The 24337-nt window shown below is 61.1% G+C and carries 16 protein-coding genes and 2 pseudogenes; 8 read left to right on the top strand and 10 right to left on the bottom strand.

The window, feature by feature from the left end:
- Nucleotides 1-218: 218 nt before the first annotated feature.
- Both CAG47_RS23650 and CAG47_RS29470 read left to right on the top strand, forming a co-directional pair.
- Nucleotides 219-3311, top strand: a pseudogene (locus CAG47_RS23650) (DNA glycosylase AlkZ-like family protein); the annotation flags it as partial.
- Nucleotides 3312-3975: 664 nt separating this feature from the next.
- Nucleotides 3976-4077: pseudogene (locus CAG47_RS29470) on the top strand (hypothetical protein); the annotation flags it as partial.
- Nucleotides 4078-4688: 611 nt separating this feature from the next.
- Here the strand turns inward: CAG47_RS29470 and CAG47_RS23655 are convergent.
- On the bottom strand, nucleotides 4689-6812 hold the full coding sequence (locus CAG47_RS23655; RefSeq protein ID WP_085727969.1) for a mechanosensitive ion channel family protein: 2124 nt from the start codon (nucleotides 6810-6812) through the stop codon (nucleotides 4689-4691).
- A gap of 354 nt (nucleotides 6813-7166) precedes the next feature.
- Between CAG47_RS23655 and CAG47_RS23665 the strand changes: the two genes are divergently transcribed.
- The 4 genes from CAG47_RS23665 to CAG47_RS23680 all read left to right on the top strand — a co-directional run bounded on the left by CAG47_RS23665 (nucleotide 7167) and on the right by CAG47_RS23680 (nucleotide 11656).
- Nucleotides 7167-8378, top strand: coding sequence for an MFS transporter (locus CAG47_RS23665; protein WP_085727973.1), 1212 nt, complete (start codon nucleotides 7167-7169; stop codon nucleotides 8376-8378).
- A 251-nt stretch (nucleotides 8379-8629) separates the two neighbouring features.
- Nucleotides 8630-9394, top strand: a complete 765-nt coding sequence (locus CAG47_RS23670) for an endonuclease/exonuclease/phosphatase family protein (RefSeq protein WP_085728024.1) — start codon at nucleotides 8630-8632, stop codon at nucleotides 9392-9394.
- A complete protein-coding gene (gene clsB / locus CAG47_RS23675; protein WP_085727976.1) occupies nucleotides 9391-10683 on the top strand; it encodes a cardiolipin synthase ClsB in 1293 nt (430 codons plus the stop codon). The genes CAG47_RS23670 and clsB overlap by 4 nt, the downstream gene beginning before the upstream one ends.
- A complete protein-coding gene (locus CAG47_RS23680) occupies nucleotides 10670-11656 on the top strand; it encodes a lysylphosphatidylglycerol synthase domain-containing protein (RefSeq protein ID WP_085727978.1) in 987 nt (328 codons plus the stop codon). Before clsB ends, CAG47_RS23680 begins: the two co-directional genes overlap by 14 nt.
- 29 nt (nucleotides 11657-11685) lie before the next feature.
- On the opposite strand, the gene CAG47_RS23685 is transcribed toward CAG47_RS23680, so the two are convergent.
- The 3 genes from CAG47_RS23685 to CAG47_RS23695 form a co-directional block, all read right to left on the bottom strand.
- Nucleotides 11686-12453 (bottom strand): S9 family peptidase, encoded by a 768-nt coding sequence (locus CAG47_RS23685; protein ID WP_085727980.1) that lies wholly within the window; start codon nucleotides 12451-12453, stop codon nucleotides 11686-11688.
- Nucleotides 12443-13552 (bottom strand): DUF3182 family protein, encoded by a 1110-nt coding sequence (locus CAG47_RS23690; RefSeq protein ID WP_085727982.1) that lies wholly within the window; start codon nucleotides 13550-13552, stop codon nucleotides 12443-12445. The genes CAG47_RS23685 and CAG47_RS23690 overlap by 11 nt, the downstream gene beginning before the upstream one ends.
- Nucleotides 13553-13850: 298 nt before the next feature.
- Complete coding sequence (locus tag CAG47_RS23695; RefSeq protein WP_085727984.1) at nucleotides 13851-14843, bottom strand: GlxA family transcriptional regulator; 993 nt, start codon at nucleotides 14841-14843, stop codon at nucleotides 13851-13853.
- Between the two features lie 101 nt (nucleotides 14844-14944).
- On the opposite strand from CAG47_RS23695, the gene CAG47_RS23700 reads away from it, so the two are divergent.
- Nucleotides 14945-15493 carry a cysteine hydrolase family protein gene (locus tag CAG47_RS23700; RefSeq protein ID WP_085727986.1) on the top strand — a complete coding sequence of 183 codons (549 nt, stop codon included), beginning with the start codon at nucleotides 14945-14947 and terminating at the stop codon, nucleotides 15491-15493.
- Nucleotides 15494-15590: 97 nt separating this feature from the next.
- Here the strand turns inward: CAG47_RS23700 and CAG47_RS23705 are convergent, their stop codons facing one another.
- Both CAG47_RS23705 and CAG47_RS23710 read right to left on the bottom strand, forming a co-directional pair.
- Nucleotides 15591-16097, bottom strand: a complete 507-nt coding sequence (locus CAG47_RS23705; protein WP_085727988.1) for a single-stranded DNA-binding protein — start codon at nucleotides 16095-16097, stop codon at nucleotides 15591-15593.
- A 9-nt stretch (nucleotides 16098-16106) separates the two neighbouring features.
- Complete coding sequence (locus CAG47_RS23710; RefSeq protein WP_085727990.1) at nucleotides 16107-17504, bottom strand: MFS transporter; 1398 nt, start codon at nucleotides 17502-17504, stop codon at nucleotides 16107-16109.
- A gap of 191 nt (nucleotides 17505-17695) precedes the next feature.
- Between CAG47_RS23710 and uvrA the strand changes: the two genes are divergently transcribed.
- The gene (gene uvrA, locus CAG47_RS23715) at nucleotides 17696-20530 is read left to right on the top strand and encodes an excinuclease ABC subunit UvrA (RefSeq protein WP_085727992.1); all 2835 of its coding nucleotides are present in this window, start codon (nucleotides 17696-17698) and stop codon (nucleotides 20528-20530) included.
- Nucleotides 20531-20594: 64 nt separating this feature from the next.
- Here the strand turns inward: uvrA and bfr are convergent, their stop codons facing one another.
- The 4 genes from bfr to rpoA form a co-directional block, all read right to left on the bottom strand.
- Nucleotides 20595-21059, bottom strand: coding sequence for a bacterioferritin (bfr, locus tag CAG47_RS23720; protein ID WP_085727994.1), 465 nt, complete (start codon nucleotides 21057-21059; stop codon nucleotides 20595-20597).
- 148 nt (nucleotides 21060-21207) lie between these two features.
- The gene (locus CAG47_RS23725) at nucleotides 21208-22662 is read right to left on the bottom strand and encodes a catalase (protein WP_085727996.1); all 1455 of its coding nucleotides are present in this window, start codon (nucleotides 22660-22662) and stop codon (nucleotides 21208-21210) included.
- Nucleotides 22663-22898: 236 nt separating this feature from the next.
- A complete protein-coding gene (rplQ, locus tag CAG47_RS23730; protein WP_007970429.1) occupies nucleotides 22899-23285 on the bottom strand; it encodes a 50S ribosomal protein L17 in 387 nt (128 codons plus the stop codon).
- Nucleotides 23286-23327: 42 nt separating this feature from the next.
- A complete protein-coding gene (rpoA, locus tag CAG47_RS23735; RefSeq protein WP_007970428.1) occupies nucleotides 23328-24329 on the bottom strand; it encodes a DNA-directed RNA polymerase subunit alpha in 1002 nt (333 codons plus the stop codon).
- Between the last annotated feature and the right edge of the window lie 8 nt (nucleotides 24330-24337).

Below are 24337 nucleotides of genomic sequence, written 5' to 3' on the forward strand. Positions count from 1 at the left end.
TGCGGGTTTAGTGCGCAACCGTCACCCGTAAAGTGTAGATGCTCGGCTTTTGCGGTGCTGCTACTGGCCTCTTCGCGGGCAAGCCCGCTCCCACAGTGATCTGTGTCGTGCACAAATCCCCCTGTGGGAGCGAGCCTGCTCGCGAAGAGGCCCTGAAGACCAACGAAGGTCTTGAGCGGTACTTGCATCTTGCGCCCCCCACCCGCATAACTTGCTGCATGAACCTGCCCATCCCCGCAGACAGTGCCCTGAGCGGCTTTCACCCCGCCGTCAGCGCCTGGTTCAACCACACGTTCGCAGCGGTCACCGCCGCCCAGGCCCGGGCGTGGCCGTTGATTCGCCAGCGCCGTTCGACCCTGGTCGCCGCACCCACCGGCTCCGGCAAGACCCTCACCGCCTTTCTTGCCGTCATCGACGACCTGGTGCACCGCGGCCTGGAAAGCCCCGAAGGCTTGCCCGACGCAACCCTGGTGGTCTACGTCTCGCCCCTCAAGGCGCTGTCCAACGACATCCGGATCAACCTGCAAAACCCGTTGGCGGGCATTACCGAGCAATTGCGCGCGATGGGCCTGCCCGAACTGCAGATCAGCACCGCCGTGCGCACCGGAGACACACCGCAAAAAGACCGTTCGGCGATGCGCAAGACTGCACCGCACATTCTGGTGACCACGCCGGAATCCCTCTATGTATTGCTCGGATCCGATTCCGGCCGGCAAATGCTCGGCACGACACAAACGGTGATCATCGACGAGATCCACGCCATGGCCGCCAGTAAACGCGGCAGCCATCTGGCACTGAGCCTTGAACGCCTGCAAGCACTCTGCCCGGAGCCACTGCTGCGCATCGGTCTGTCGGCCACGCAAAAACCTGTCGAAGCCGTCTCGCGTTTTCTGGTGGGTCGCGATCGCCCGTGCGAGATCGTCGATATCGGCCACGCCCGTCCTCGCGATCTGGACATCGAAGTGCCGCCCGTGCCGCTATCGGCGGTGATGGCCAACGATGTCTGGGAGCTGGTCTACGACCGCCTTGCCACCCTCGCCCGGGAACACCGGACCACGCTGATTTTCGTCAACACCCGGCGCCTGGCCGAACGCCTGAGCCGTCACCTGAGCGAACGCCTGGGCAAGGACGCCGTGGCGGCCCACCACGGCAGCCTGGCCAAGGAGTCTCGCCTGGATGCCGAGCAGCGACTCAAGCGCGGCGACCTGCAAGTGCTGATCGCCACGGCATCGCTGGAGCTGGGGATCGACATCGGCGACGTCGACCTGGTGTGCCAGATCGCCTCGCCACGTTCCATTGCCGGTTTTCTGCAACGGGTCGGCCGTTCCGGACACCAGATCGGCGGCACGCCCAAGGGCCGTCTCTTCGCCACCACCCGCGACGACCTGATCGAATGTGCCGCGCTGCTCGATTGCGTGCGCCGGGGTGAACTCGATACCTTGTTGATCCCGCAAGCGCCGCTGGACGTGCTGGCGCAACAGATCATCGCCGAAGTCAGTTGCCAGGAATGGCCGGAGCAAGCGCTGCTGCAGATGCTGCGCCGCGCCGCGCCCTACGCCGCACTCGACGACAAACACTACCAGGCGCTGTTGTACATGCTCGCCGAGGGTTACAACGGGCGTCAGGGCCTGCGCAGCGCCTACCTGCATCGCGACGCCGTGAGCCGCACCCTGCGCGGTCGCCGGGGCGCGAAACTGACGGCGGTGACCAGTGGCGGGACCATTCCGGACAACGCCGACTACAGCGTGCTGCTGGAGCCTCAAGGGCTGAACATCGGCAGCGTCAACGAAGACTTTGCAGTGGAAAGTATCGCCGGGGATGTCTTCCAACTGGGCAATACGTCCTATCGAATCCTGCGCGTGGAAACCGGCAAGGTGCGGGTCGAGGATGCCCAGGGCCAACCGCCGACCATTCCGTTCTGGCTCGGGGAAGCGCCGGGGCGCAGTACCGAATTGTCCTCGGCGGTGGCACGCTTGCAGGCACAACTCGACGACCTGCTGGGGCGCTCGCCTGGCAATTTGCAGCCCGCTGTCGACTGGCTGACCGATACCCTGGGCCTGAACTTCGCCAGCGCCGAACAACTGGTGGACTATCTGGCCCGTGCGCGACAAACGCTGGGTGCCCTGCCCTCTCAGGACACGCTGCTGATGGAGCGATTTTTCGACGAGTCCGGCGGCACGCAACTGGTCATCCACACACCGTTCGGCAGCCGCATCAACCGCGCCTGGGGCCTGGCCCTGCGCAAGCGTTTCTGCCGAACTTTCAACTTCGAATTGCAGGCCGCCGCCAGCGAAGACGCCATCGTGCTGTCGCTGTCCACCAGTCACAGCTTTGAACTGGACGACGTCTGGCGCTACCTGCACAGCAACAACGCCGAACACATTCTGATCCAGGCCGTGCTCGACGCGCCGCTGTTCGGCGTGCGCTGGCGCTGGAATGCCGGCGTAGCCCTGGCCCTGCCGCGCTACAGTGGCGGGCGCAAAGTCCCGCCGCAGATCCAGCGAATGAAAAGCGAGGACCTGATCGCCAGCGTGTTTCCCGATCAGATCGCCTGCGTGGAAAACCTCGCCGGTGAACGGGAGATTCCCGACCATCCGCTGGTGGAACAAACCCTCGACGATTGCCTGCACGAAGCCATGGACACTGAAGGCTGGCTGGCCCTGTTGCGGCGCATGGAACGCGGCGACATTCGCCTGATCAGCCGCGACTTGCCGGCGCCTTCGCCGCTGGCGGCGGAGATTCTCAGCGCCCGCCCCTATACCTTTCTCGACGATGCCCCCCTGGAAGAACGCCGCACCCAGGCCGTGCTCAATCGGCGCTGGAGCGACCCGCAATCCACCGACGATCTCGGTGCACTGGACGCCGAGGCGATTGCCGCCGTGCGCGACGAAGCCTGGCCGACGCCCTCCGGGGTCGATGAAATGCACGAAGCCTTGATGAGCCTGGCGTGCATTACCGATACCGAGGCTGACGCCAATGCGCAGTGGCCTGATTGGCTCGACACCCTGGTCGACAGCGGGCGCGCGAGTCGTTTGCAGATCAACGCCGGGCAATCGTTGTGGCTGGCGCTGGAGCGCCTGACCTGCCTGCGGGCGATTTATCCACAGGCTGAACTGACGCCGCCCCTGCAAGCGCTACCGGACTTCGATGAAGTCTGGGAGGCCGACGAAGCCGTCCTCGAACTGATCCGCGCGCGGCTCAGCGCCTTCGGACCGCTTGCGATCGATCATATTGCCGAACCACTCGGCTTGCCCGCTGCCCGGGTTAATCAGGCACTGGCGCAACTGGAGCGCGAAGGCTACGTGCTGCGTGGCCGCTTCACCCCGGGCACCACTGCGGAACAATGGTGCGAGCGGCATTTGCTGGCACGGATTCACCGCTACACGGTCAAGCGCCTGCGTCGGGAAATCGAACCGGTGGCACTGCAGGACTTCATGCGGTTCCTGTTCGATTGGCAGCATGTTTCGAGCGCAAGCCAGGGCCAGGGGGCGGCGGTACTGCCAATTGTCGTCGCGCAATTCGAAGGCTACCCCGCCGCTGCTTCGGCCTGGGACAGCGACATCCTGCCGGCGCGGATCAAGGACTACTCGGCGACCTGGCTGGATGAGTTGTGTCGCAGCGGCAGACTCGTGTGGACACGCCTGACTGCGCACAACAAAAGCGCCAGCACCGCGTTGCGCAGCACACCGATCGTGTTGCTGCCACGCAACCGGGTCGGCCTCTGGAGCGGCTTGACCGAACAGACGTCGATCGGCGAACTGTCAGCGAAAACGCAAAAGGTCCACGCCGCCCTCAGCCAGCATGGCGCGCTGTTTTTCGATGAGCTTATCCATGAGGCCCACCTGTTGCGTTCGGAACTGGAGATCGCCCTGCAGGAACTGGTGGGCGCAGGGCTGGTGAATGCCGACAGCTTTGCCGGATTGCGCGCATTGATCACCCCGGCCAGCAAACGCCAGCCGCGCAACCCTCGGCGCGGGCGCGGGGCATTTATCGGAGGCATGGATGACGCCGGGCGCTGGGCCTTGTTGCGACGCGCGCCGACCGTGCCGGTGGTCGAAAACCAGCGTCCCGCAGTGACACCGGCCGACACCCTGGAACATATCGCCATGACCTTGCTGCGCCGCTACGGCGTGGTGTTCTGGCGCCTGCTTGAGCGTGAGGCGGACTGGTTGCCGGGCTGGCGCGAACTGCTGCGTACTTTCCATCGCCTGGAGGCCCGGGGCGAGATTCGCGGCGGACGGTTTGTCAGTGGCCTGGCGGGGGAACAATTCGCCCTGCCCGAGGCGATTCCATTGCTGCGCGAGGTCCGGCGTCGACCCCATGACGGCAGCCTGGTCGCGGTGTGCGGGGTCGATCCGCTGAACCTCGCCGGCACGCTATTGCCCGGCGCGAAAGTCCCGGCGCTGACGAGCAATCGGTTGGTGTATCGCGATGGTTTGCCGGTTGCTGCCGAGATTGCTGGGAAGCAGCAGTTCTGGGTTGAGCTGGATCAGCAGTTGGGGGTCGAGGTGCGGAGCAAGCTTATCCGGCATTAATGTCTTCTGGACCGGCCCCATCGCGAGCAAGCTCGCTCCCACAGGGTTTTGTGTTGGAACACCAATACGCGTCCGGACACAGATCCAATGTGGGAGCGAGCTTGCTCGCGATGGCGCCAGACCAGCCACTGAAAACCTCAAGTAAAAAACTGATTATTGAGACCGCGGCCGATCCGGCATCAGCACCGCCGCGTGCTCTGGCTCAACTTCGGGTGGCGCGTCGACAGGATGCCTCGGCACCAGCGCCTGCTGTGGATAAGTCTGCGCGAAATGCACCCACGGGCAGTTATCCACAAGCTTTTTCAAACGCTGGTTGAAGGCCCGGCTCACCGCATATTGGCCACCGGACACCGTACGGAACTGTGCGGTCAGCACCACACCGTTGAGGTCCATCCTGTCGACGCCGAACACATCCAGCGGCCCTTGCAGGTTGTAGCGCAGGAACGGGTCGCTGCTGATGGAATGCCCGGCCTCGCGAATCAGTTCGATGGCCTTGTCGACATCGGTGTCGTAGGTGAATTGCACCGAGAAAAACGCATAGGCGAATTGCCGCGATTGGTTGGTCACGGCCTTGATCTGCCCAAACGGCACCGAGTGCACGAAGCCCTTGCCATCGCGCAGGCGCAAGGTGCGGATGGTCAGGCCTTCGACCGTACCGGCATGCCCAGAATCAAGCACCACCCAGTCGCCGATGGACAGGGTGTCTTCGATAATGATGAACAGCCCGGTAATCACGTCCTGCACCAGTTGCTGGGAACCGAAACCGATGGCCAGGCCGATGACCCCGGCACCGGCCAGGAACGGCGCGACGTTGATGCCCAGGTTGGCCATGGTGGTGATCGCGCAAATCACCACCAGGATGATTTTGATCGCGTTGCGCAGCAGCGGCAGGATGGTTTTCACCCGCGTGCTCGGTTGGCGCGCCGAGCGCTTGTTGGTCGGTGGTTTCAAGGCCTCCTGTATCGCCGTGTCGAGCAACACCCAGACCATCCAGGTCACCAGCAGGATCAGGCCGATGTGGCTCAGGGAATCACTGATCGCCCGGCCCACGGCGTTGCTCACCGCGAATTCGAACAGCGACACGCCCCAGATCCGCCCGAGAATATCGATGAACACGATGGCCATGCCGATACGCAGCAAGGCATGGGACAGATTGAGAAAGCGCTCCTTGTAGGCGCTGCTGTGGCGCAGTTCCGCTTCGCTGCGAGCCTTGAACAAATGGTGCAGCGTGGTACTGAGGAACACCGTGGCAATCAGCAACACCGTGGTGAACAAGGCGCTGCGCAGCACTCTTTGGTTGTCTGCCTCGGCACCGATCAGATTGATGATCGAGACCAGCACCATCATCAGAATCGGCCAATACCAGAGCCCGGAAAATATCCGCAGGGTTTCACGCAGCGCCGGCTGCCCGAGACGCTGGGCCAGCGGCAGGATACGGATCACATGGGCGACCGGGCGGCGCATGCGGATCACCAGCAAGCCGAAGGAAATCGATGCTGCCAACCCGGTGAACACGGCGATGCTGCTGGTGAGATTGTTGCCCAGTTGATGGGCGATCTGCGGGCTGGTCAGGGCATCGCTCAAGGCCACCAGAAAGCCGATGACGAACAAAGGGCGGGGGCTCTTCTCGCGGATGATCTGCACCGCCCGCCGCTTGTGACCGGCATTGAACGCCACCACCAGCGACAGTACCAATGACACGGAAAATATCCCCGCGCTGGCGGCATAAGCCAGGCACAGCGCCAGCGCCCGCCCCGCCGATATCGGCAAAAACAGGCTGGCATAGATGGTCAACGGCAGACTGACCACCGCCGGTAGGGTGTAGGGCAACAGGTAACCGAGCAACGCCTGGCCCCGTTCACGACTGAGCAGCAGACGGTGCTCGCACAGGCGCTTGGCGGCCATCCGCCCAAGCAGCCAAAGACAGGCAAACACAGCCGCCCATACGCAGGTCAGCAACAGGAAATCGCGCGCGACGCTCCAGGGCGAAAGGGCCGATGGCCGATTGACCAACTGATCCACCTCATCGGCCGCGCGGTCGGCACGCAGGCGCCAGGCGTCGACGAGATTTTCGTTGAGATCGAGTTTGGTCTGGACCTCGTCGATGCTTGAACTGATAGCCCCCAGTAATCCGCCTTGCACCAGCGGTTCGGGGTGGGCCGGCGGCGTCGCGGCAGTCGCGGTGGCCGGCAGCCCCGGTATCGCGGCGGCCTCCAGTTGTTCGCTGCCCACAAGCAGCAACGCTCCGAGCAGTATCGCGGTCTTGAGCCTGATCAAAGCACCCACTCCTTTGGCTGTGTCGGTAAGGAACTGATCGAGAAATGCCGGACAAGTTCGGTTACTGCCAGCGGATAGCAGGACAGTGACGCCTCGTGTGGCGAGGGGGCTTGCCCCCGTTCGGCTGTGAAGCAGTCGTAAACCCATTGCATGCGTTGTATCAGATGAATTCGAACGGTGGGTTTTAGGGGCGCTTCGCACCCCAATGGGGGCAAGCCCCCTCGCCACAAGTATGCACCCGCGCTCGCGATCTTTGCGCCCAAGACAAATATCAAATGTCCATCCCTGTATTTTTCTGAACGAGCCGAATCCCGACACTGCGCTCCATCACATCATTGCACCGGAGTTGCAGCCATGCCCATTGCCTTGCTCGCGCTGACCCTCAGCGCCTTTGCCATCGGGACGACCGAGTTCGTCATCGTTGGCCTGTTACCCACCATTGGCGCCGACCTGGGCGTCAGCCTGCCATCCGCCGGCCTGCTGGTCAGCCTGTATGCCCTTGGCGTCGCCGTCGGCGCCCCGGTGTTGACCGCCCTGACCGGCAAGGTCCCGCGCAAATTGCTGCTGTTGTCGCTGATGGTGCTGTTCACCCTCGGCAACCTGCTGGCGTGGCAAGCGCCGGGCTACGAGTCGTTGATCCTCGCACGAATCGTCACCGGCCTGGCCCATGGGGTGTTTTTCTCGATCGGTTCGACCATCGCCACCAGTCTAGTGCCGAAGGAAAAAGCCGCCAGCGCGATTGCCATCATGTTCACCGGGCTGACCGTGGCACTGGTCACCGGCGTGCCGCTGGGGACATTCATCGGCCAGCATTTCGGCTGGCGTGAAACCTTCCTCGCCGTTTCGGCACTGGGTGTCATTGCCTTCATCGGCAGCCTGCTCTATGTGCCGAACACTATCGCCCACAGCAAACCTGCGTCGTTGCTGCAGCAATTGCAGGTGCTCAAACAACCGCGCCTGTTGCTGGTGTATGCCATGACGGCCGTCGGCTACGGCGGCTCGTTCATTGCCTTTACCTTTCTCGCACCGATTCTTCAGGACCTCTCCGGCTTTAGCGCCAGCACCGTCAGCCTGGTGTTGCTGGTGTATGGCATCTCCGTGGCCGTCGGCAATATCTGGGGCGGCAAACTGGCGGACAAACGCGGCCCGATCAACGCCTTGAAAATCATCTTTGCCCTGCTCGCCGCCGTGTTGTTCGTGCTGACCTTCACGGCCGCCAACCCTTGGCTCGCGCTGGCCACCGTGCTGGTATGGGGCGCCGTGGCCTTCGGCAATGTGCCGGGGCTGCAAGTGTACGTGGTGCGCCAGGCGGAGCATCACACGCCGCAGGCCGTGGATGTGGCATCCGGCCTGAACATCGCGGCGTTCAACCTCGGCATTGCCGGTGGCGCGTGGGGCGGTGGCCTGATCGTCGCGCACATGGGCTTGATTCACACCGCATGGATAGGCGGCCTGGTGGTCCTGGTGGCGCTGGCGTTGACCGCGTGGAGTGGTCGCCTGGATCGACTCGGCCCGGTCTATGCCGAACCGGTTGATGGTCCTGCCCGCGTTATCACCGGCCATTGATAAACCCTGTGGGAGCGACTGTGCGGCAATCCGACTTGCGCGCGATGCAGGCGGAGTGACTGATAAACCGCTATCGCGAGCAGGCTCGCTCCTACAGAGAATCTTTTGTGATGTGGTAACAGTGTACCGCCCGTAGCCCCATCGAAACTTTCGCCGCCGCCCCAGAGTCATCCAAAGACAGGAGCCGTCAGGCGGGGGGCGACATGACAGTGAATCACACCGGTATTCCCGCACACTCAAACGCTACCGACATGCGGGTAGAGAGTCCGTCCGTCACTTGTCGCTTCACGGTGCTGACGGTCAACACCCATAAAGGCTTCACCGCGCTCAACCGGCGTTTCATCCTGCCGGAACTGCGTGAAGCGGTGCGCAGTGTGTCTGCCGATGTGGTGTTTTTGCAGGAAGTCCACGGCACCCACGAACAGCACCCCAAGCGCTACACCAATTGGCCGGCGATGCCGCAATACGAGTTCCTCGCCGATACCCTGTGGCCGCAGTTCGCCTATGGTCGCAATGCGGTGTATCCGACGGGCGATCACGGCAATGCGCTGTTGTCGAAGTTCCAGATCATCCGCCATGACAACCTCGACGTGTCCATCAGCGGTCACGAGAACCGCGGGCTCTTGCATTGCGTGTTGCGTTTGCCCGGCGATGGCCGGGAGGTACATGCGATTTGCGTGCACCTGGGGCTACGCGAAAGCCATCGCAGCGCGCAACTGAAGCTGCTCACCCAGCGCCTGGACGCCCTGCCCGGCGATGCCCCGGTGATTGTCGCCGGGGATTTCAACGACTGGCGCCAGCGCGCCGATGCCGTGCTCAAACCCAGCGGCCTGCGTGAAGTGTTCGCCGCGCAGCATGGCAAGCCGGCGCGCAGTTTTCCCGCGCGCTTGCCGGCATTGCGCCTGGACCGCATCTACGTACGCAATATGAAGGCCAGCCATCCGCAAGTACTGACCTCCCGGCCCTGGTCGCACCTGTCCGACCACGCCCCACTGTCGGTCGAGATCGAGTTATGAGCACCCGACCGATGGAAAAAAACACGCTGGCACACATCCCGGCCCCGCCCAGCCGCGAGCCGACAACGGTGGATGTCGAATACGGCTGGCAAGGCAGCAATCGAGTCGAGTTGCTGGAAAACGGCGAGGCGTATTTTCCCCGGGTGTTTGAAGCCCTGCGCCGGGCACAGAGTGAAATCCTGCTGGAAACGTTCATTCTGTTTGAGGACAAGGTCGGCAATGAGCTGCAACAGATCCTGATCGAAGCCGCTCAGCGCGGTGTGCGCACCACCGTCAGTCTCGACGGCTTTGGCTGCGGCGAACTGAGCACCGGGTTTCTCACCGCCCTGACTGCGGCCGGCGTGCACTTGCAGATATTCGACCCGGCACCGAAACGCCTGGGCATCCGCACCAACTGGTTCCGGCGCCTGCACCGCAAGATTGTGGTGGTGGATGGCTGCATCGCGTTCGTCGGCGGGATCAACTTCTCCGCCGATCATCTGGCCGACTTCGGTCCCGAGGCCAAACAGGATTATTCCGTGGAGGTGCAAGGCCCGGCCGTGGCCGATATCCATCACTTCGCCCTGCTGCAATGCGGTCGCCCGGTGGGGGCCAGATACTGGTGGCAACAGCGCCGGTTGCGGCGTTCGGAACTGGCCTTCAGCGATCACGATGGCCAGGTGCGCCTGGTGTACCGCGACAACGGCGAACACCCGACCGACATCGAGGAGGTTTACCGCCAGGTGTTGCGCCAGGCGCAGCGCCGAGTGGTGATCGCCAACGCTTATTTCTTTCCCGGTTTCCGCCTGCTGCGCGAGATCCGCAACGCAGCCCGCCGGGGCGTGGATGTGCGACTGATTCTGCAGGGCCAGCCAGACATGCCGATGGCCAGGCTCGCCGCGCGCATGACCTACGATTACCTGCTCAAGTCCGGGGTGAAGATCTACGAATATTGCGACCGCCCACTACACGGCAAGGTCGCGTTGGTGGATGAAGACTGGAGCACCGTCGGCTCCAGCAACCTTGACCCGTTGAGCCTGTCGATGAATCTGGAAGCCAATGTGCTGATCCGCGACCGCGGCTTCAATCGACATCTGTTCGATCGCCTGGAAGACCTGAGCGACAACCACTGCAAGGTCATGTCTGGCGACATCACGCCACGCGGGCGTGTCTGGCACATGACCATCGGTTTTCTGGTGTTTCATTTCCTGCGGCATTTCCCGGCATGGGCCGGTTGGTTGCCGGCGCATAAACCTCGCCTGAAACCCTTCCACCCACCAACCGGGAGCGTCGACCATGAGCCACGCTGAGCCCCAAGCGCCAGCCCGCGCAAAGCGTTCGGGCAAGTCCCGTTGGAGCCGCTGGAAGCGACCGCTGACAATGTTGTTTTTCCTGCTGCTGATCGTGCTGTTCGCGACCCTCGCCCAGCGCATCGAATGGAATGAAGTGTTCGATAACCTGACGGATTTCAAAGTGCGCACGCTGATCATTGCCTCGGGGCTGACCCTGGTGAGCTTTCTGGTGTACGCCTGCTTCGACCTGATCGGCCGCACCTATATCCGACAGAATCTGACCTGGAAGCAGATCCTGCCCGTGGGGATCATCAGCTACGCCTTCAACCTGAACCTGAGCGCCTGGGTCGGCGGGATTGCCATGCGTTACCGGTTGTATTCGCGGCTCGGGGTCAGCAAGAGCAACATCGCAAAAATCCTCGGCCTGAGCCTGGCGACTAACTGGTTTGGGTACATGGTGATTGCCGGCGCTGTGTACAGCAGCGGGCTGGTGCGCATGCCACCGGGGTGGAAGCTCAGCAGTGATGCGTTGCAAGGCGTGGGGGTTTTGCTGTTGCTGCTGAGCGTCGGGTACCTGGCGGCGTGCCGGTTTGCCAAACGCCGGGAGTGGGCGATTCGCGGCATCGAGATTGACCTGCCGTCGCTGCGCATGGCGGTGCTGCAACTGGCCCTCGGTGCCCTGAACTGGTCGCTGATGGCTGCGGTGATTTTCATGTTGCTGCCAGGCAAGCAGGACTATCCACTGGTGCTGGGCGTGCTGTTGATCAGCGCCATCGCCGGCGTCATCACCCACATCCCGGCCGGGCTCGGCGTGCTTGAGGCGGTGTTCGTGGCGCTGCTGCAACATGAGTTTTCACGGGGCAGCCTGGTGGCGGGACTGCTGGCCTATCGGGCGATTTACTTCATCCTGCCGCTGTTGATTGCCCTGGTGATGTATTTGCTGGTGGAGGCCAGGGCCAAGGCGCTGCGGATAGAGAAAAAACCCAAGTGATTTTGTGTTGATTGCAAGGACGCCGCAAATCACTGGGATTGAATAATGCTCAACCGCTCCCCCACCACCATCTCGGTAATCCAGTCGACGAGGATCGAGGTGTAGGCCTGTTGGGAAACCGGTTCGCTCAGCGCGTGGTCGGCGCCGTCGATGATGCGGTGGGTCAACGAGTGCGTCTGCTGACACGCCGCGCGGTAGCTCATGATCGTCGCATGGGGCACGTAGTCGTCAGTCTCGGATTGCACCAGCAGGACATCCCCGGTGAATTGCGAACAGGCGTGCAAGGCACGGTTGGTGTCGGCACGCACCAGGGTACTTCGATAGTCACGAAGATCCAGCTTATCCAGATCGCGTTTCGGCGCGTGCCAATGCTCGTCGCGATACAGCGCCGGCACCCGTAGCGCCAGCCAGCGCACGGGTCTGAGGGAGGTCAGTATCGAGGCCAGATACCCCCCGTAACTGGTGCCAACCACGGCAATCGCCGATGTATCGAGTGCCGGGTGCGCGAGCAGTCGGTCATAGGCCGCCAGCAGATCCCGCAGGTTATCTTCGCGGGTCACCCGGGACAATGAAATGCCGGTGCCGCCGGTGCCGCCGGTATGCCCGCGCAGGTCGAAGGTCAGGCACACGCAGCCCAACCCGGCGATGCCTTTGGCGCGCTCCAGGTCCCGCTCCTGACTGCCGCCCCAACCGTGCACGAAGAGCACACCGGGGACTTTCGATTTGGGGCTCAGAAAAGTCCCGCTCATCTGTTCGTTGTCGATGTCAATCTGAATGGATTCGCTTCTAGCCGTCATAGGATTCAACCGTTACGTACTTGAGCAGAAAGTCACCGGACTGCGCCGGCCCGCGGTACACCTCGATGGCGTCCGCTGGCAGTGGTCGATCGCTGTAGGCCTCTACCGAAGACACCCGGATAGCGCACATCCCCGGATCGTTGACGAAACACTGCAAGGCCGCCACTTCGGCACTGCTGGCGCCGCCCATGCGCCAGGACTGTTCGAGCACGCCACTGCGCGGCTGGCCATCACTGTCCATGCCCTGGGCGATGTCGTAGTTGCGCCGCGAGGCATAAAAGCCGGGATAGGCTTCATCCGCCGCCTTGTCGAACACCTGTGCCTGATGGATCGCCAGGCGCACATCTTCCGGCAGGTCCAGTTTCAGCAGTTGGTCATAGCCACCCGATACCACCAGCAGGTTCGACCCGCCATACACAGCCTCGCCCTGCGTGTCTTCGGTCAGGTATTGATCGCCGCAGTAACTGAGCACCTTGCCGCCGATAAAACTCTGGCCAACGCTGTGGGTGATCACCTGATCCAGATCCTGTTCGAACACCACGCCTTCGGTGAACATAGTCTCGGCCTCCGGCCTGACAAGCACTTCATCGAACTGATCGAGGCTCTTGATCACTTCCTGACCGCGCCCGGCGCAGGCATGGATCGGCTTCAGGCGGATCGGCCCGGTATACAACAGATGCTCCGCCGCCGGGCGCGCGTCCTTCAGGGAGAACACGCTGAGACCGTCGAGCACCACGCTGCGTACCCGTTCGGAAAACAATGGCGCCCAGCCTGGCGGCGCATGGGCGTGGCGGTTGAGCAATCCATGGCTGATGGCTTTGGTACAGATGAAGTCGTGGTCGACATAACCGCCCCACAAATCTTCCGGCCCCTTGACCCCCAGTTGCCGGGCTGCCGCAGCGCCCACCAGGGTCTGGGTCGGCAACAGGTAGAGATTCTGTCCGTCGTGCAATTGCGGGTCGTAGCTGCCGCCGTACTTGAGCCCCAATATCTGTGCCAGCCAGCGGGCCAGCGCACGGTTGGTTTCGACCTCATGCAACGGCGCGTCGTCGAGCACCGAATGGGCGACCACCAGTTTCTTGCGGTTTGTTGGGGTCATGCATCCCCCTTCAATCGACGCTTGATGAATGTAGCTGAAGGGGTGCAGGGATCAGGCCAAGCTTCCCTGAGGAGAAATATTCATCAAATCAGGCTGTTGCGCGGAAAGTGATGGCATGGGGCCTGTTTTATTCTGCACGACACCCTTTGGTATTCCGGCATTTTGCACGACTCCCAGTGGGAGCGAGCCTGCTCCGGGCGGCGTTCCGACGATGAGGCCAGCATCATCAACATTGATTTCGTCTGACACACCGCTATCGCGAGCAGGCTCGCTCCTACACTGGATTTCGGTGTTCCACCTAGCGTGCCGCAGCAACCGGTGTCACGCCAAACCGCGCCCGATAATCGCTCGGTGCCAGCCCGGTGATTTTCTTGAACGTCGCGCGAAACGCCCCAGGGTCCTGATAACCCACGGTCCAGGCGATGTGGTCGATGGTGCCGTTGGTGAATTCGAGCATTTCCCGGGCCTTGCCGACCCGCAGATGCTGGCAGTACTCGGTGGGCTTGAGCGCGGTGGCCGCACGGAATCGTCGCAGGAAGGTACGTTCTTCCATGCCGGCCTTTTCGGCCATCGCCGCCAGTGATACATCAGTCGCCCCGGTACTTTGCAGCCAGTGCTGCACCTTGAGGATCGCTGCATCGCCGTGGCTGAGAATCGGCGCAAAATTGCTGCCGCACTCACTGGCACTGTCGCTGTGCTCCACCACCAGAAACCGTGCGGTGCTGGTGGCGATGCTCGGCCCCAGGAGACGGTTGACCAGTCGCAACCCCAACTCGGACCAGGCCATCAACCCGGCGGTGGTAATCAAGTCGCCGTCATCGACGATCGGCGTATCGGCCTTGAGCCTGATTGCCGGGTAACGTTCGGCGAAGGCTTTGGCCGAGGTCCAGTGGGTGGTGGCACTGCGACCGTCGAGCAAGCCGCTTTCGGCCAACAGGATAGAGCCTACGCAAACCCCGCCCAACGTCGCGCCGCCGGCATGCTGCTCGCGCAACCAGCGGATCAATCCCTGTCGCGCCAGGCCCTCGGTAAATCCGCCAATCGACGGTGGAATCAACACAGCGACCAAGGCGCGCTCCGGCGCGGGATGGCTGTCGAAGACCCGAGCCGGCGGCTGATCGCCCTCGACCTGCCAATGGCTGATGCGCAGTAGCGGCAATTGCACAGACTGATGTTCGGCGGCAATCCGGTTGGCCACCCCGAACAAGTCCGTCAAGCCATGTACCGCCGCCATCTGCGCACCGGGATAGATCAGCACACCGAGTTCGGCGATTGCCCTTTCTGCGTCCATTGTCAGTTTTCCCCCTCTTATTGTCGGTGAGGCCAATCCCCGGATCGCCTGCCAGAGCCAATACTTCATTCCACATCAACACACACTTCGAGGAAACAGTCATGGCCAAACAAGCGCTCATCGTAGTCGATATCCAGAACGACTACTTCCCCCAGGGCAAGTGGCCGCTGGTCGGTGCCGACGCCGCTGCGGACAATGCCGTCCGCCTGATCAAGGCCTTCCGCGACGCCGGGGATTCGGTGGTGCACATCCGCCACGAATTCACCTCCGAAGAGGCGCCGTTTTTCACCCCGAACTCCGAAGGCGCCAAGCTGCACCCCAAAGTGATCAACCGCGCCGACGAGCCAGTGGTCCTCAAGCATTTCGTCAACTCGTTCCGCGAAACCGAGCTGAAATCGATCCTCGACGAGCAAGGCATCAAGGAGCTGGTGGTCGTGGGCAGCATGAGCCACATGTGCGTCGACGGCATTACCCGTGCTGCCGCGGACTTTGGCTACAAGGTGACCGTGATCCACGACGCCTGCGCCACCCTTGACCTGGAATTCAATGGCGTGAATGTACCGGCGGCCCAGGTTCATGCAGCGTTCATGGCAGCCCTGGCGTTTGCGTATGCCAACGTGGTGTCGGCCAACGATTTCCTCGCGGCCTGAGCCTGCAAGCAGATTTCACCGCCCATAAAAAACCCGCACTTCGGACTGAAGTGCGGGTTTAGTTTTTCAGCTTGCCGGTTTCAGGCTTTCAGCAGCTTCAGAACGGAATATCGTCATCGAAGCTGTCGAAGTCCGGAGCCGGTTGCGGTGCAGCCTGTTGAGGAGCTGGACGCTGTGGCTGCTGTTGCGGTGCAGGACGTTGAGCCTGCTGGCGCGGAGCGGATTGCTGGTAGTTGTTGCCCTGGCCTTGGTCGCCCTGTGGACGGCCACCCAGCAGTTGCATGGTGCCTTGCATGTCGACCACGATTTCGGTGGTGTAACGCTTGATACCGTCTTTTTCCCACTCGCGGGTCTGCAGCTTGCCTTCGATGTAGACCTGCGAACCTTTACGCAGGTATTCGCCAGCGATTTCCGCCACTTTGCCGAACATCGATACACGGTGCCATTCGGTCTTTTCGACTTTCTGGCCGGTTTGCTTGTCGGTCCATTGTTCGCTGGTCGCCAGACTCAGGTTGGTCACGGCATTACCGTTAGGCAAGTAGCGAACTTCGGGATCCTGGCCGCAAGTGCCGACCAATATGACTTTGTTAACCCCACGGGCCATAACGTTCTCCTAGGCTACGCACGCTGCCCCGGCCGGGTTGTTCACCAGGCACTCAAGGGTGGTGCGATCCAATAGTTCGGTGTCCAGTTTGATGTAAATCGCCGCCTCATCTGCGACGATGACTGCATCTGTTACCCCTACGACCGCCTTCAGGCGCTCGACCAGGCCCGCTTCGCGGATCGCCTCGGGCGACAACGGCAAGCGCAGGCTTGTGACGTAGGGAGGTTCGCGCATGGTAACAGCAAAGGCCAGCCAGAGGGCAGCCAGACCGGCGCATCCGAGGAACACAACCGACAGACCGCCATGCTGGAACAGCCAGCCACCGAGGATTCCCCCCAGTGCCGAACCGAGGAACTGGCTGGTGGAATAAACCCCCATCGCCGTGCCCTTGCCGCCTGCCGGTGAAACCTTGCTGATCAGCGACGGCAATGAAGCCTCCAGCAGATTGAACGCGGTGAAGAACACCACCGTACCGATCACCAGAGACCGCAGGCCGTCGCCGAACTGCCAGAAGAATAGTTCAGTGAGCAGCAGCGTCACGACGGCGCCGAGTAAAACTCGTTTCATTTTGCGTTTCTTCTCGCCGTAGATAATGAACGGAATCATGGCGAAGAAAGAAATCAGCAGCGCGGTCAGGTACACCCACCAGTGCTGCTCTTTGGGCAGCCCGGCCTTCTCGACCAACGCCAGCGGCAAGGCGACGAAGCTGGACATCAGCATCGCGTGCAATACAAAAATGCCCAGGTCCAGGCGCAGCAGGTCCGGATGCTTGAGCGTCGGGATCAGCGCCTGGCGCGCGACACCGGACTCACGGTGCTGCAACGGGCCGGTGGAGCGCGGCACCATGAACATCACGATCACGATGCCGATCAGTGCCATGCCGCCAGTGGCGAGGAACAACCCGGACAGACCGAAAGCGCGGGTCAGCAGCGGGCCGACCACCATGGCCACCGCAAACGACAGGCCGATGGTCATGCCGATCATGGCCATCGCCTTGGTCCGGTGCTGTTCGCGGGTAAGGTCAGACAGCAAGGCCATGACCGCCGCGGAAATCGCCCCGGCGCCCTGCAGGATTCGCCCGGCGATTACGCCCCAGATCGAATCGGCATTGGCTGCCAGCAGACTGCCGAGGGCAAACACGACCAGGCCCAGGTAAATCACCGGGCGGCGACCGATGCGGTCGGAAATGAAACCGAAGGGAATCTGGAAAACCGCCTGGGTCAGGCCATAAGCGCCAATCGCCAAGCCGATCAGGGCCGGCGTGGCTCCGGCCAGGTCCATCCCATAGGTCGCCAGTACCGGCAACACCATGAACATGCCAAGCATACGGAAGGCGAACACCAGGGCCAGGCCGCTTGCTGCGCGGGTCTCGCTGCCACTCATGCGCTCGCTGTGGGGATCGTGCATGGAAAAACCTCATGTGAACCGGCGGCGATTCTACCAGTCCCATCGATTGGCGGGGTATATCGCGACGCTTTGACGCGCAATGCTGACACACTCTTCATGCAAGACAGTAACCCACTCGTTTGATAGTGTGCATCCATCCAGTATTTGGCCGTATACTCCTACGTTTTCGACGCCCGCCGAGCGAGGCCACCTTGGACAAGATCCTGATTCGTGGGGCTCGAACCCACAACCTGAAGAACATCGACCTGACCCTGCCCCGGGACAAGCTGATCGTCATCACCGGCCTGTCTGGCTCCGGCAAGTCATCCCTGGCTTTCGACACCCTGTACGCCGAAGGTCAGCGCCGCTACGTCGAATCGCTGTCCGCCTACGCCCGGCAGTTCCTGTCGATGATGGAAAAGCCCGACGTCGACACCATCGAAGGCCTGTCCCCGGCAATCTCCATCGAACAGAAATCGACCTCGCACAACCCGCGTTCGACAGTCGGCACCATTACCGAAATCTACGACTACCTGCGTCTGCTTTATGCACGCGTGGGTATTCCTCGTTGCCCGGATCATGACATTCCGCTGGAAGCACAGACCGTCAGCCAGATGGTGGACCTGGTCCTTGCCGAACCGGAGGGCAGCAAGTTGATGCTGTTGGCGCCGGTCATCCGCGAGCGCAAGGGCGAGCACCTGTCGGTTTTCGAAGAGCTTCGGGCCCAGGGTTTTGTCCGCGCCCGAATCAACGGCAAGCTCTACGAGCTGGACGAAGCCCCAAAGCTCGACAAGCAGAAAAAACACACCATCGATGTGGTGGTCGACCGCTTCAAGGTTCGCGCCGACCTGCAACAACGCCTGGCCGAATCCTTCGAGACCGCGCTGAAGCTGGCGGATGGCATCGCCCTGGTGGCACCGATGGACGACGAGCCCGGTGAAGAAATGATCTTCTCCGCACGCTTCGCCTGCCCGATCTGCGGTCACGCCATCAGCGAGCTGGAACCCAAGCTGTTCTCCTTCAACAACCCGGCCGGCGCCTGCCCGACCTGTGATGGCCTGGGGGTAAAGCAGTTCTTCGACATCAAGCGCCTGGTCAATGGCGAACTGACCCTGGCCGAAGGGGCGATTCGCGGCTGGGATCGGCGCAACGTCTATTACTTCCAGATGCTCGGGTCGCTGGCGGCCCACTATAAATTCAGCCTGGAAGTGCCGTTCAACGAATTGGCCGCTGATCAGCAGAAAAATATCCTGCACGGCAGCGGGTCGCAAAACGTCGACTTCAAGTACCTGAACGACCGTGGCGACATCGTCAAACGCTCGCATCCGTTCGAAGGCATCGTGCCGAACCTGGAACGCCGCTACCGCGAGACCGAGTCGGCATCGGTGCGCGAAGAGCTGGCCAAGTTCCTCAGCACCCAGTCGTGCCCGGACTGCCGTGGCACCCGTCTGCGTCGCGAAGCACGGCACGTTTGGGTTGGCGAGAAAACCCTGCCGGCGGTGACCAATCTGCCGATCGGTGATGCGTCCGATTATTTTGGCGGGCTCAAGCTCACCGGCCGCCGTGGCGAAATTGCCGACAAGATCCTCAAGGAAATCCGCGAGCGCCTGCAATTCCTGGTCAACGTCGGCCTCGACTATCTGTCGCTGGACCGCAGCGCGGACACCTTGTCCGGTGGCGAGGCCCAGCGTATTCGCCTGGCCAGCCAGATTGGCGCCGGCCTGGTGGGCGTCCTGTACATCCTCGACGAACCCTCTATCGGCCTGCATCAGCGCGACAACGACCGGCTGTTGGGCACCCTCAAGCATCTGCGCGACATCGGTAACACGGTGATCGTGGTCGAGCACGATGAAGACGCCATTCGCCTCGCCGACTACGTGGTGGACATCGGCCCGGGCGCTGGCGTGCATGGCGGGCATATCGTCGCCGAAGGCACACCGGCCGAGGTCATGGCGCATCCGGACTCGCTGACGGGCAAATACCTCTCGGGCCGGGTGAAGATCGAGGTTCCGGCCAAGCGCACACCACGCAACAAGAAGCTGACGCTGTCGCTCAAGGGCGCGCGTGGCAACAACCTGCGCAATGTCGACCTGGAGATTCCGATCGGCCTGCTGACTTGTGTGACCGGCGTATCCGGCTCAGGCAAGTCGACGCTGATCAACAACACGCTGTTCCCATTGAGTGCCACCGCGCTGAATGGCGCCACGACGCTTGAAGCGGCGGCCCACGACAGCATCAAGGGCCTGGAGCACCTGGACAAGGTCGTGGACATCGACCAGAGCCCGATCGGCCGGACTCCGCGCTCCAACCCGGCGACCTACACCGGGCTGTTTACACCGATCCGCGAGCTGTTCGCCGGCGTACCGGAATCCCGCTCCCGGGGTTACGGACCTGGGCGCTTCTCCTTCAACGTCAAGGGCGGCCGCTGCGAAGCCTGCCAGGGCGACGGCCTGATCAAGGTGGAGATGCACTTCCTGCCGGACATCTACGTGCCGTGCGACGTGTGCAAGAGCAAGCGATACAACCGCGAAACCCTGGAGATCAAGTACAAGGGCAAGAGCATCCACGAGACCCTCGAGATGACCATCGAGGAGGCGCGAGAGTTCTTTGATGCGGTGCCGGCCCTGGCGCGCAAGCTGCAAACCCTTATGGATGTAGGCCTGTCGTACATCAAGCTGGGGCAATCGGCGACCACGCTGTCCGGTGGTGAAGCCCAGCGTGTGAAACTGTCCCGCGAACTGTCCAAGCGTGACACCGGCAAGACCTTGTACATCCTCGATGAACCGACCACCGGGCTGCACTTCGCGGATATCCAGCAACTGCTGGACGTGTTGCATCGCCTGCGCGACCACGGCAACACCGTGGTGGTGATCGAGCACAACCTGGACGTGATCAAGACCGCCGACTGGCTGGTGGACCTGGGGCCGGAAGGTGGTTCAAAGGGCGGGCAGATCATTGCCGTCGGCACACCGGAGGAGGTGTCCGAGATGAAGCAGTCTCACACCGGTTACTACCTCAAGCCTTTGCTGGAGCGCGATCGGGCTTGACCCGGCGCCATGAAAAAGCCCCTGCCACTTCATCAGTGGCAGGGGCTTTTTTGTATCTGCTGAATCAGGCGTGGGATTGCAGGTAGTTCTCAAGCCCGATCAACTTGATCAGACCTAGCTGCTTTTCGAGCCAGTAGGTGTGATCCTCTTCGGTGTCATGCAATTGAACCCGCAGCATTTCGCGGCTGACATAGTCCTTGTGCTGCTCGCAGAGCTTGATGCCCTTGCACAGCGCAGCCCGAACCTTGTATTCCAGGCGCAAATCCGCTTCGAGCATCTCGGTGACCGTGGTGCCGACATCAAGATCGTCCGGACGCATGCGTGGTGTGCCTTCGAGCATCAGAATCCGGCGCATCAGCGCATCAGCGTGCCCGGCCTCTTCTTCCATCTCGTGGTTGATTCGTTCGTAGAGCTTGGTGAAACCCCAGTCCTCATACATCCGCGAATGGACGAAATATTGATCACGCGCAGCCAGCTCGCCGGTCAGCAACGTGTTGAGGTAATCGATCACATCTGGGTGGCCTAGCATCGCCCTACATCTCCCTGCTTGAAAGTTGTAGTTTGAACCAACTCGACCATATCGTCACCCTGACGACGCAATAAAAGCGAAGATATTCTGAGAAAAGCAGCTGAAATAACGCAAAAACCGCCCAAACAAGGGCGGTTCTGCTTCTCATTTAGACTTCGTTAAGCTGTACGTTGAGCAGCTTTGCAATTGCTTCTCCATACGCCGGATCGGCCTTGAAGAAATGCTGCAACTGACGATCAACCACATCACTCGACACACCCGCCATCGCGCCGGCGATGTTGCCAACCAGCAGTGATTTCTGCTCGTCAGTCATCAAGCGAAACAATGCACCGGCGTGACTGTAGTAGTCGGTATCTTCGCGGTGATCGTAACGATCGGCTGCTCCGCTCAGGGCCAATGCGGGCTCTGCATAACGAGGCGCCTGCTTCGGCGACTCGACGTAGCTGTTTGGCTCATAGTTCGGCGCCGCACCGCCATTACTGCCAAAGGCCATCGAGCCGTCGCGCTGGTAAGTGTTGACCGGGCTGCGCGGAGCATTGACTGGCAGTTGTTGGTGATTAGTGCCGACACGGTAGCGATGTGCATCCGCATAAGCGAATACGCGGCCTTGCAGCATACGATCCGGCGAGAGACCAACGCCCGGCACCATATTGCTGGGACCGAACGCCGCCTGCTCGACTTCCGCAAAGTAATTCTGCGGATTGCGATTCAGCTCCAGTTCGCCCACTTCAATCAGCGGAAACTCTTTCTGCGACCAGGTTTTGGTCACATCAAACGGGTTCTCGTAATGCGCAGCCGCCTGTGCCTCGGTCATGATCTGAATACACACGCGCCATTTCGGGAAATCGCCTCGTTCGATGGCATTGAACAAGTCACGCTGAGCGTAATCCGGATCGGTGCCCGCCAGGCGCGCAGCCTCGGCAGGAGCCAGGTTCTTGATCCCTTGCCGGGTCTTGTAGTGCCACTTCACCCAGTGACGCTCACCCTGAGCGTTGATGAGGCTGTAAGTGTGGCTGCCGAAGCCGTGCATGTGGCGGTAGCCGTCAGGAATGCCCCGGTCGGAGAACAAGATCGTGACCTGGTGCAGCGCCTCGGGCGAATGCGACCAGAAGTCCCACATCATTTGGGCACTCTTGAGGTTGCTTTGCGGCAAACGCTTCTGGGTGTGGATAAAGTCTGGAAACTTCAACGGATCGCGAATGAAGAACACCGGAGTATTGTTGCCGACGATGTCCCAGTTGCCTTCCTCGGTGTAAAACTTCAGGGCAAATCCACGCGGATCGCGCTCGGTATCGGCCGAACCGCGCTCACCACCCACAGTTGAAAACCGCAGGAACGTCGGGGTTTGCTTGCCGACTGCCTCAAACAGCTTGGCACTGGTGTATTGAGTGATATCGCGCGTCACGGTGAACGTACCGTAAGCACCCGAGCCTTTGGCGTGAACACGACGCTCGGGGATGTTTTCACGGTTGAAATGGGCAAGCTTCTCGATCAGGTGGAAGTCGTCGAGCAGCAACGGGCCACGAGGGCCGGCGGAACGGGAATTCTGGTTATCGGCAACAGGAGCGCCACTGGCGGTGGTAAGCGTTGTGTTTTGACTCATGCGAAATTCCTTCCTCTGTCGGTCTTTAACTGCCGGCTAATCGGCTGAGAAGGAGTATTGATCATCAATATGACAGCTACAAATTCATTAACTTGCAGACATCGATAGAAAAATACTAACAATCTTCCCTCGCCATAATGACAACGGGACGGACTCGAGGATTGTACGAATGGCGCATTTCTCACAGGCACAAAAAACCGGGCACTAGGCCCGGTTCCTTGTTTCAGACTGACGTCTTACTCGGCGGATACAGCTTCGCCAGCAGTAGCACGATCAACCAACTCGACGTACGCCATAGGGGCGTTGTCGCCAGCGCGGAAACCGCACTTGAGGATGCGCAGGTAGCCACCCTCACGGGTAGCGTAACGCTTGCCCAGGTCGTTGAAGAGCTTACCAACGATAGCTTTCGAACGAGTACGGTCGAAAGCCAGACGACGGTTAGCAACGCTGTCTGTCTTGGCCAGAGTGATCAGCGGCTCGGCAACGCGGCGCAGTTCTTTGGCTTTTGGCAGAGTAGTTTTGATCAGCTCGTGCTCGAACAGCGACACCGCCATGTTTTGGAACATGGCCTTGCGGTGCGAGCTGGTGCGGCTCAGGTGACGACCACTTTTACGATGACGCATGGTTCATTCCTTACCAAACACTACGTTCGGTGATTACGACGATCAGGCAGTCGCCTTGTCGTCCTTCTTAAGACTTGCAGGCGGCCAGTTGTCGAGGCGCATGCCGAGGGACAGACCGCGGGAGGCCAGAACATCCTTGATTTCAGTCAAGGATTTCTTGCCCAGGTTCGGAGTCTTCAACAGTTCTACTTCGGTACGCTGAATCAGGTCGCCGATGTAGTAAATGTTTTCCGCCTTAAGGCAGTTGGCCGAACGTACAGTCAGTTCCAGATCGTCAACCGGGCGAAGCAGGATCGGATCGATCTCGTCTTCCTGCTCGACAACCACTGGCTCACTGTCACCTTTGAGGTCGACGAACGCAGCCAACTGCTGTTGCAGGATGGTTGCGGCGCGGCGAATAGCCTCTTCAGGATCCAGAGTACCGTTGGTTTCCAGATCAATAACCAGCTTGTCCAGGTTAGTACGCTGCTCGACACGGGCGTTTTCCACCACGTATGCGATACGGCGAACCGGGCTGAACGAAGAGTCGAGCTGCAAGCGACCGATGCTGCGGCTTTCGTCTTCATCGCTCTGACGCGAGTCTGCCGGTTCATAACCACGACCACGAGCTACTACGAGCTTCATGTTCAGGGCGCCGTTAGACGCCAGGTTAGCGATTACGTGATCGGGATTAACGATCTCGACATCATGATCCAGCTGAATATCGGCAGCGGTAACCACCCCCGAACCCTTCTTCGACAAGGTCAGCGTAACTTCGTCACGACCGTGCAGCTTGATAGCCAGACCTTTAAGGTTCAACAGGATTTCAATTACGTCTTCCTGTACACCTTCGATGGCGCTGTACTCGTGGAGCACACCGTCAATCTCGGCCTCGACTACTGCACAGCCGGGCATTGAGGACAACAGGATGCGGCGCAGCGCGTTGCCCAGGGTATGGCCGAAACCACGCTCGAGAGGCTCGAGTGTGATCTTGGCGCGGGTTGGACTGACAACCTGCACATCAATGTGGCGGGGTGTCAGGAACTCATTTACCGAAATCTGCATGGATGCAC

It is taken from the genome of Pseudomonas sp. R37(2017) (assembly GCF_002113375.1).
Classification (GTDB): domain Bacteria; phylum Pseudomonadota; class Gammaproteobacteria; order Pseudomonadales; family Pseudomonadaceae; genus Aquipseudomonas.

Excerpts from the sequence above, each read along its gene's own strand:
- rplQ (WP_007970429.1), bottom strand. The coding sequence starts at position 23,285 with ATGCGTCATCGTAAAAGTGGTCGTCACCTGAGCCGCACCAGCTCGCAC.
- clsB (WP_085727976.1), top strand. The coding sequence starts at position 9,391 with ATGAGCACCCGACCGATGGAAAAAAACACGCTGGCACACATCCCGGCC.
- bfr (WP_085727994.1), bottom strand. The coding sequence starts at position 21,059 with ATGCTAGGCCACCCAGATGTGATCGATTACCTCAACACGTTGCTGACC.
- CAG47_RS23670 (WP_085728024.1), top strand. The coding sequence starts at position 8,630 with ATGCGGGTAGAGAGTCCGTCCGTCACTTGTCGCTTCACGGTGCTGACG.
- CAG47_RS23725 (WP_085727996.1), bottom strand. The coding sequence starts at position 22,662 with ATGAGTCAAAACACAACGCTTACCACCGCCAGTGGCGCTCCTGTTGCC.
- CAG47_RS23705 (WP_085727988.1), bottom strand. The coding sequence starts at position 16,097 with ATGGCCCGTGGGGTTAACAAAGTCATATTGGTCGGCACTTGCGGCCAG.
- CAG47_RS23710 (WP_085727990.1), bottom strand. The coding sequence starts at position 17,504 with ATGCACGATCCCCACAGCGAGCGCATGAGTGGCAGCGAGACCCGCGCA.
- rpoA (WP_007970428.1), bottom strand. The coding sequence starts at position 24,329 with ATGCAGATTTCGGTAAATGAGTTCCTGACACCCCGCCACATTGATGTG.
- CAG47_RS23690 (WP_085727982.1), bottom strand. The coding sequence starts at position 13,552 with ATGACCCCAACAAACCGCAAGAAACTGGTGGTCGCCCATTCGGTGCTC.
- CAG47_RS23700 (WP_085727986.1), top strand. The coding sequence starts at position 14,945 with ATGGCCAAACAAGCGCTCATCGTAGTCGATATCCAGAACGACTACTTC.
- CAG47_RS23680 (WP_085727978.1), top strand. The coding sequence starts at position 10,670 with ATGAGCCACGCTGAGCCCCAAGCGCCAGCCCGCGCAAAGCGTTCGGGC.
- CAG47_RS23685 (WP_085727980.1), bottom strand. The coding sequence starts at position 12,453 with ATGACGGCTAGAAGCGAATCCATTCAGATTGACATCGACAACGAACAG.
- CAG47_RS23695 (WP_085727984.1), bottom strand. The coding sequence starts at position 14,843 with ATGGACGCAGAAAGGGCAATCGCCGAACTCGGTGTGCTGATCTATCCC.
- CAG47_RS23665 (WP_085727973.1), top strand. The coding sequence starts at position 7,167 with ATGCCCATTGCCTTGCTCGCGCTGACCCTCAGCGCCTTTGCCATCGGG.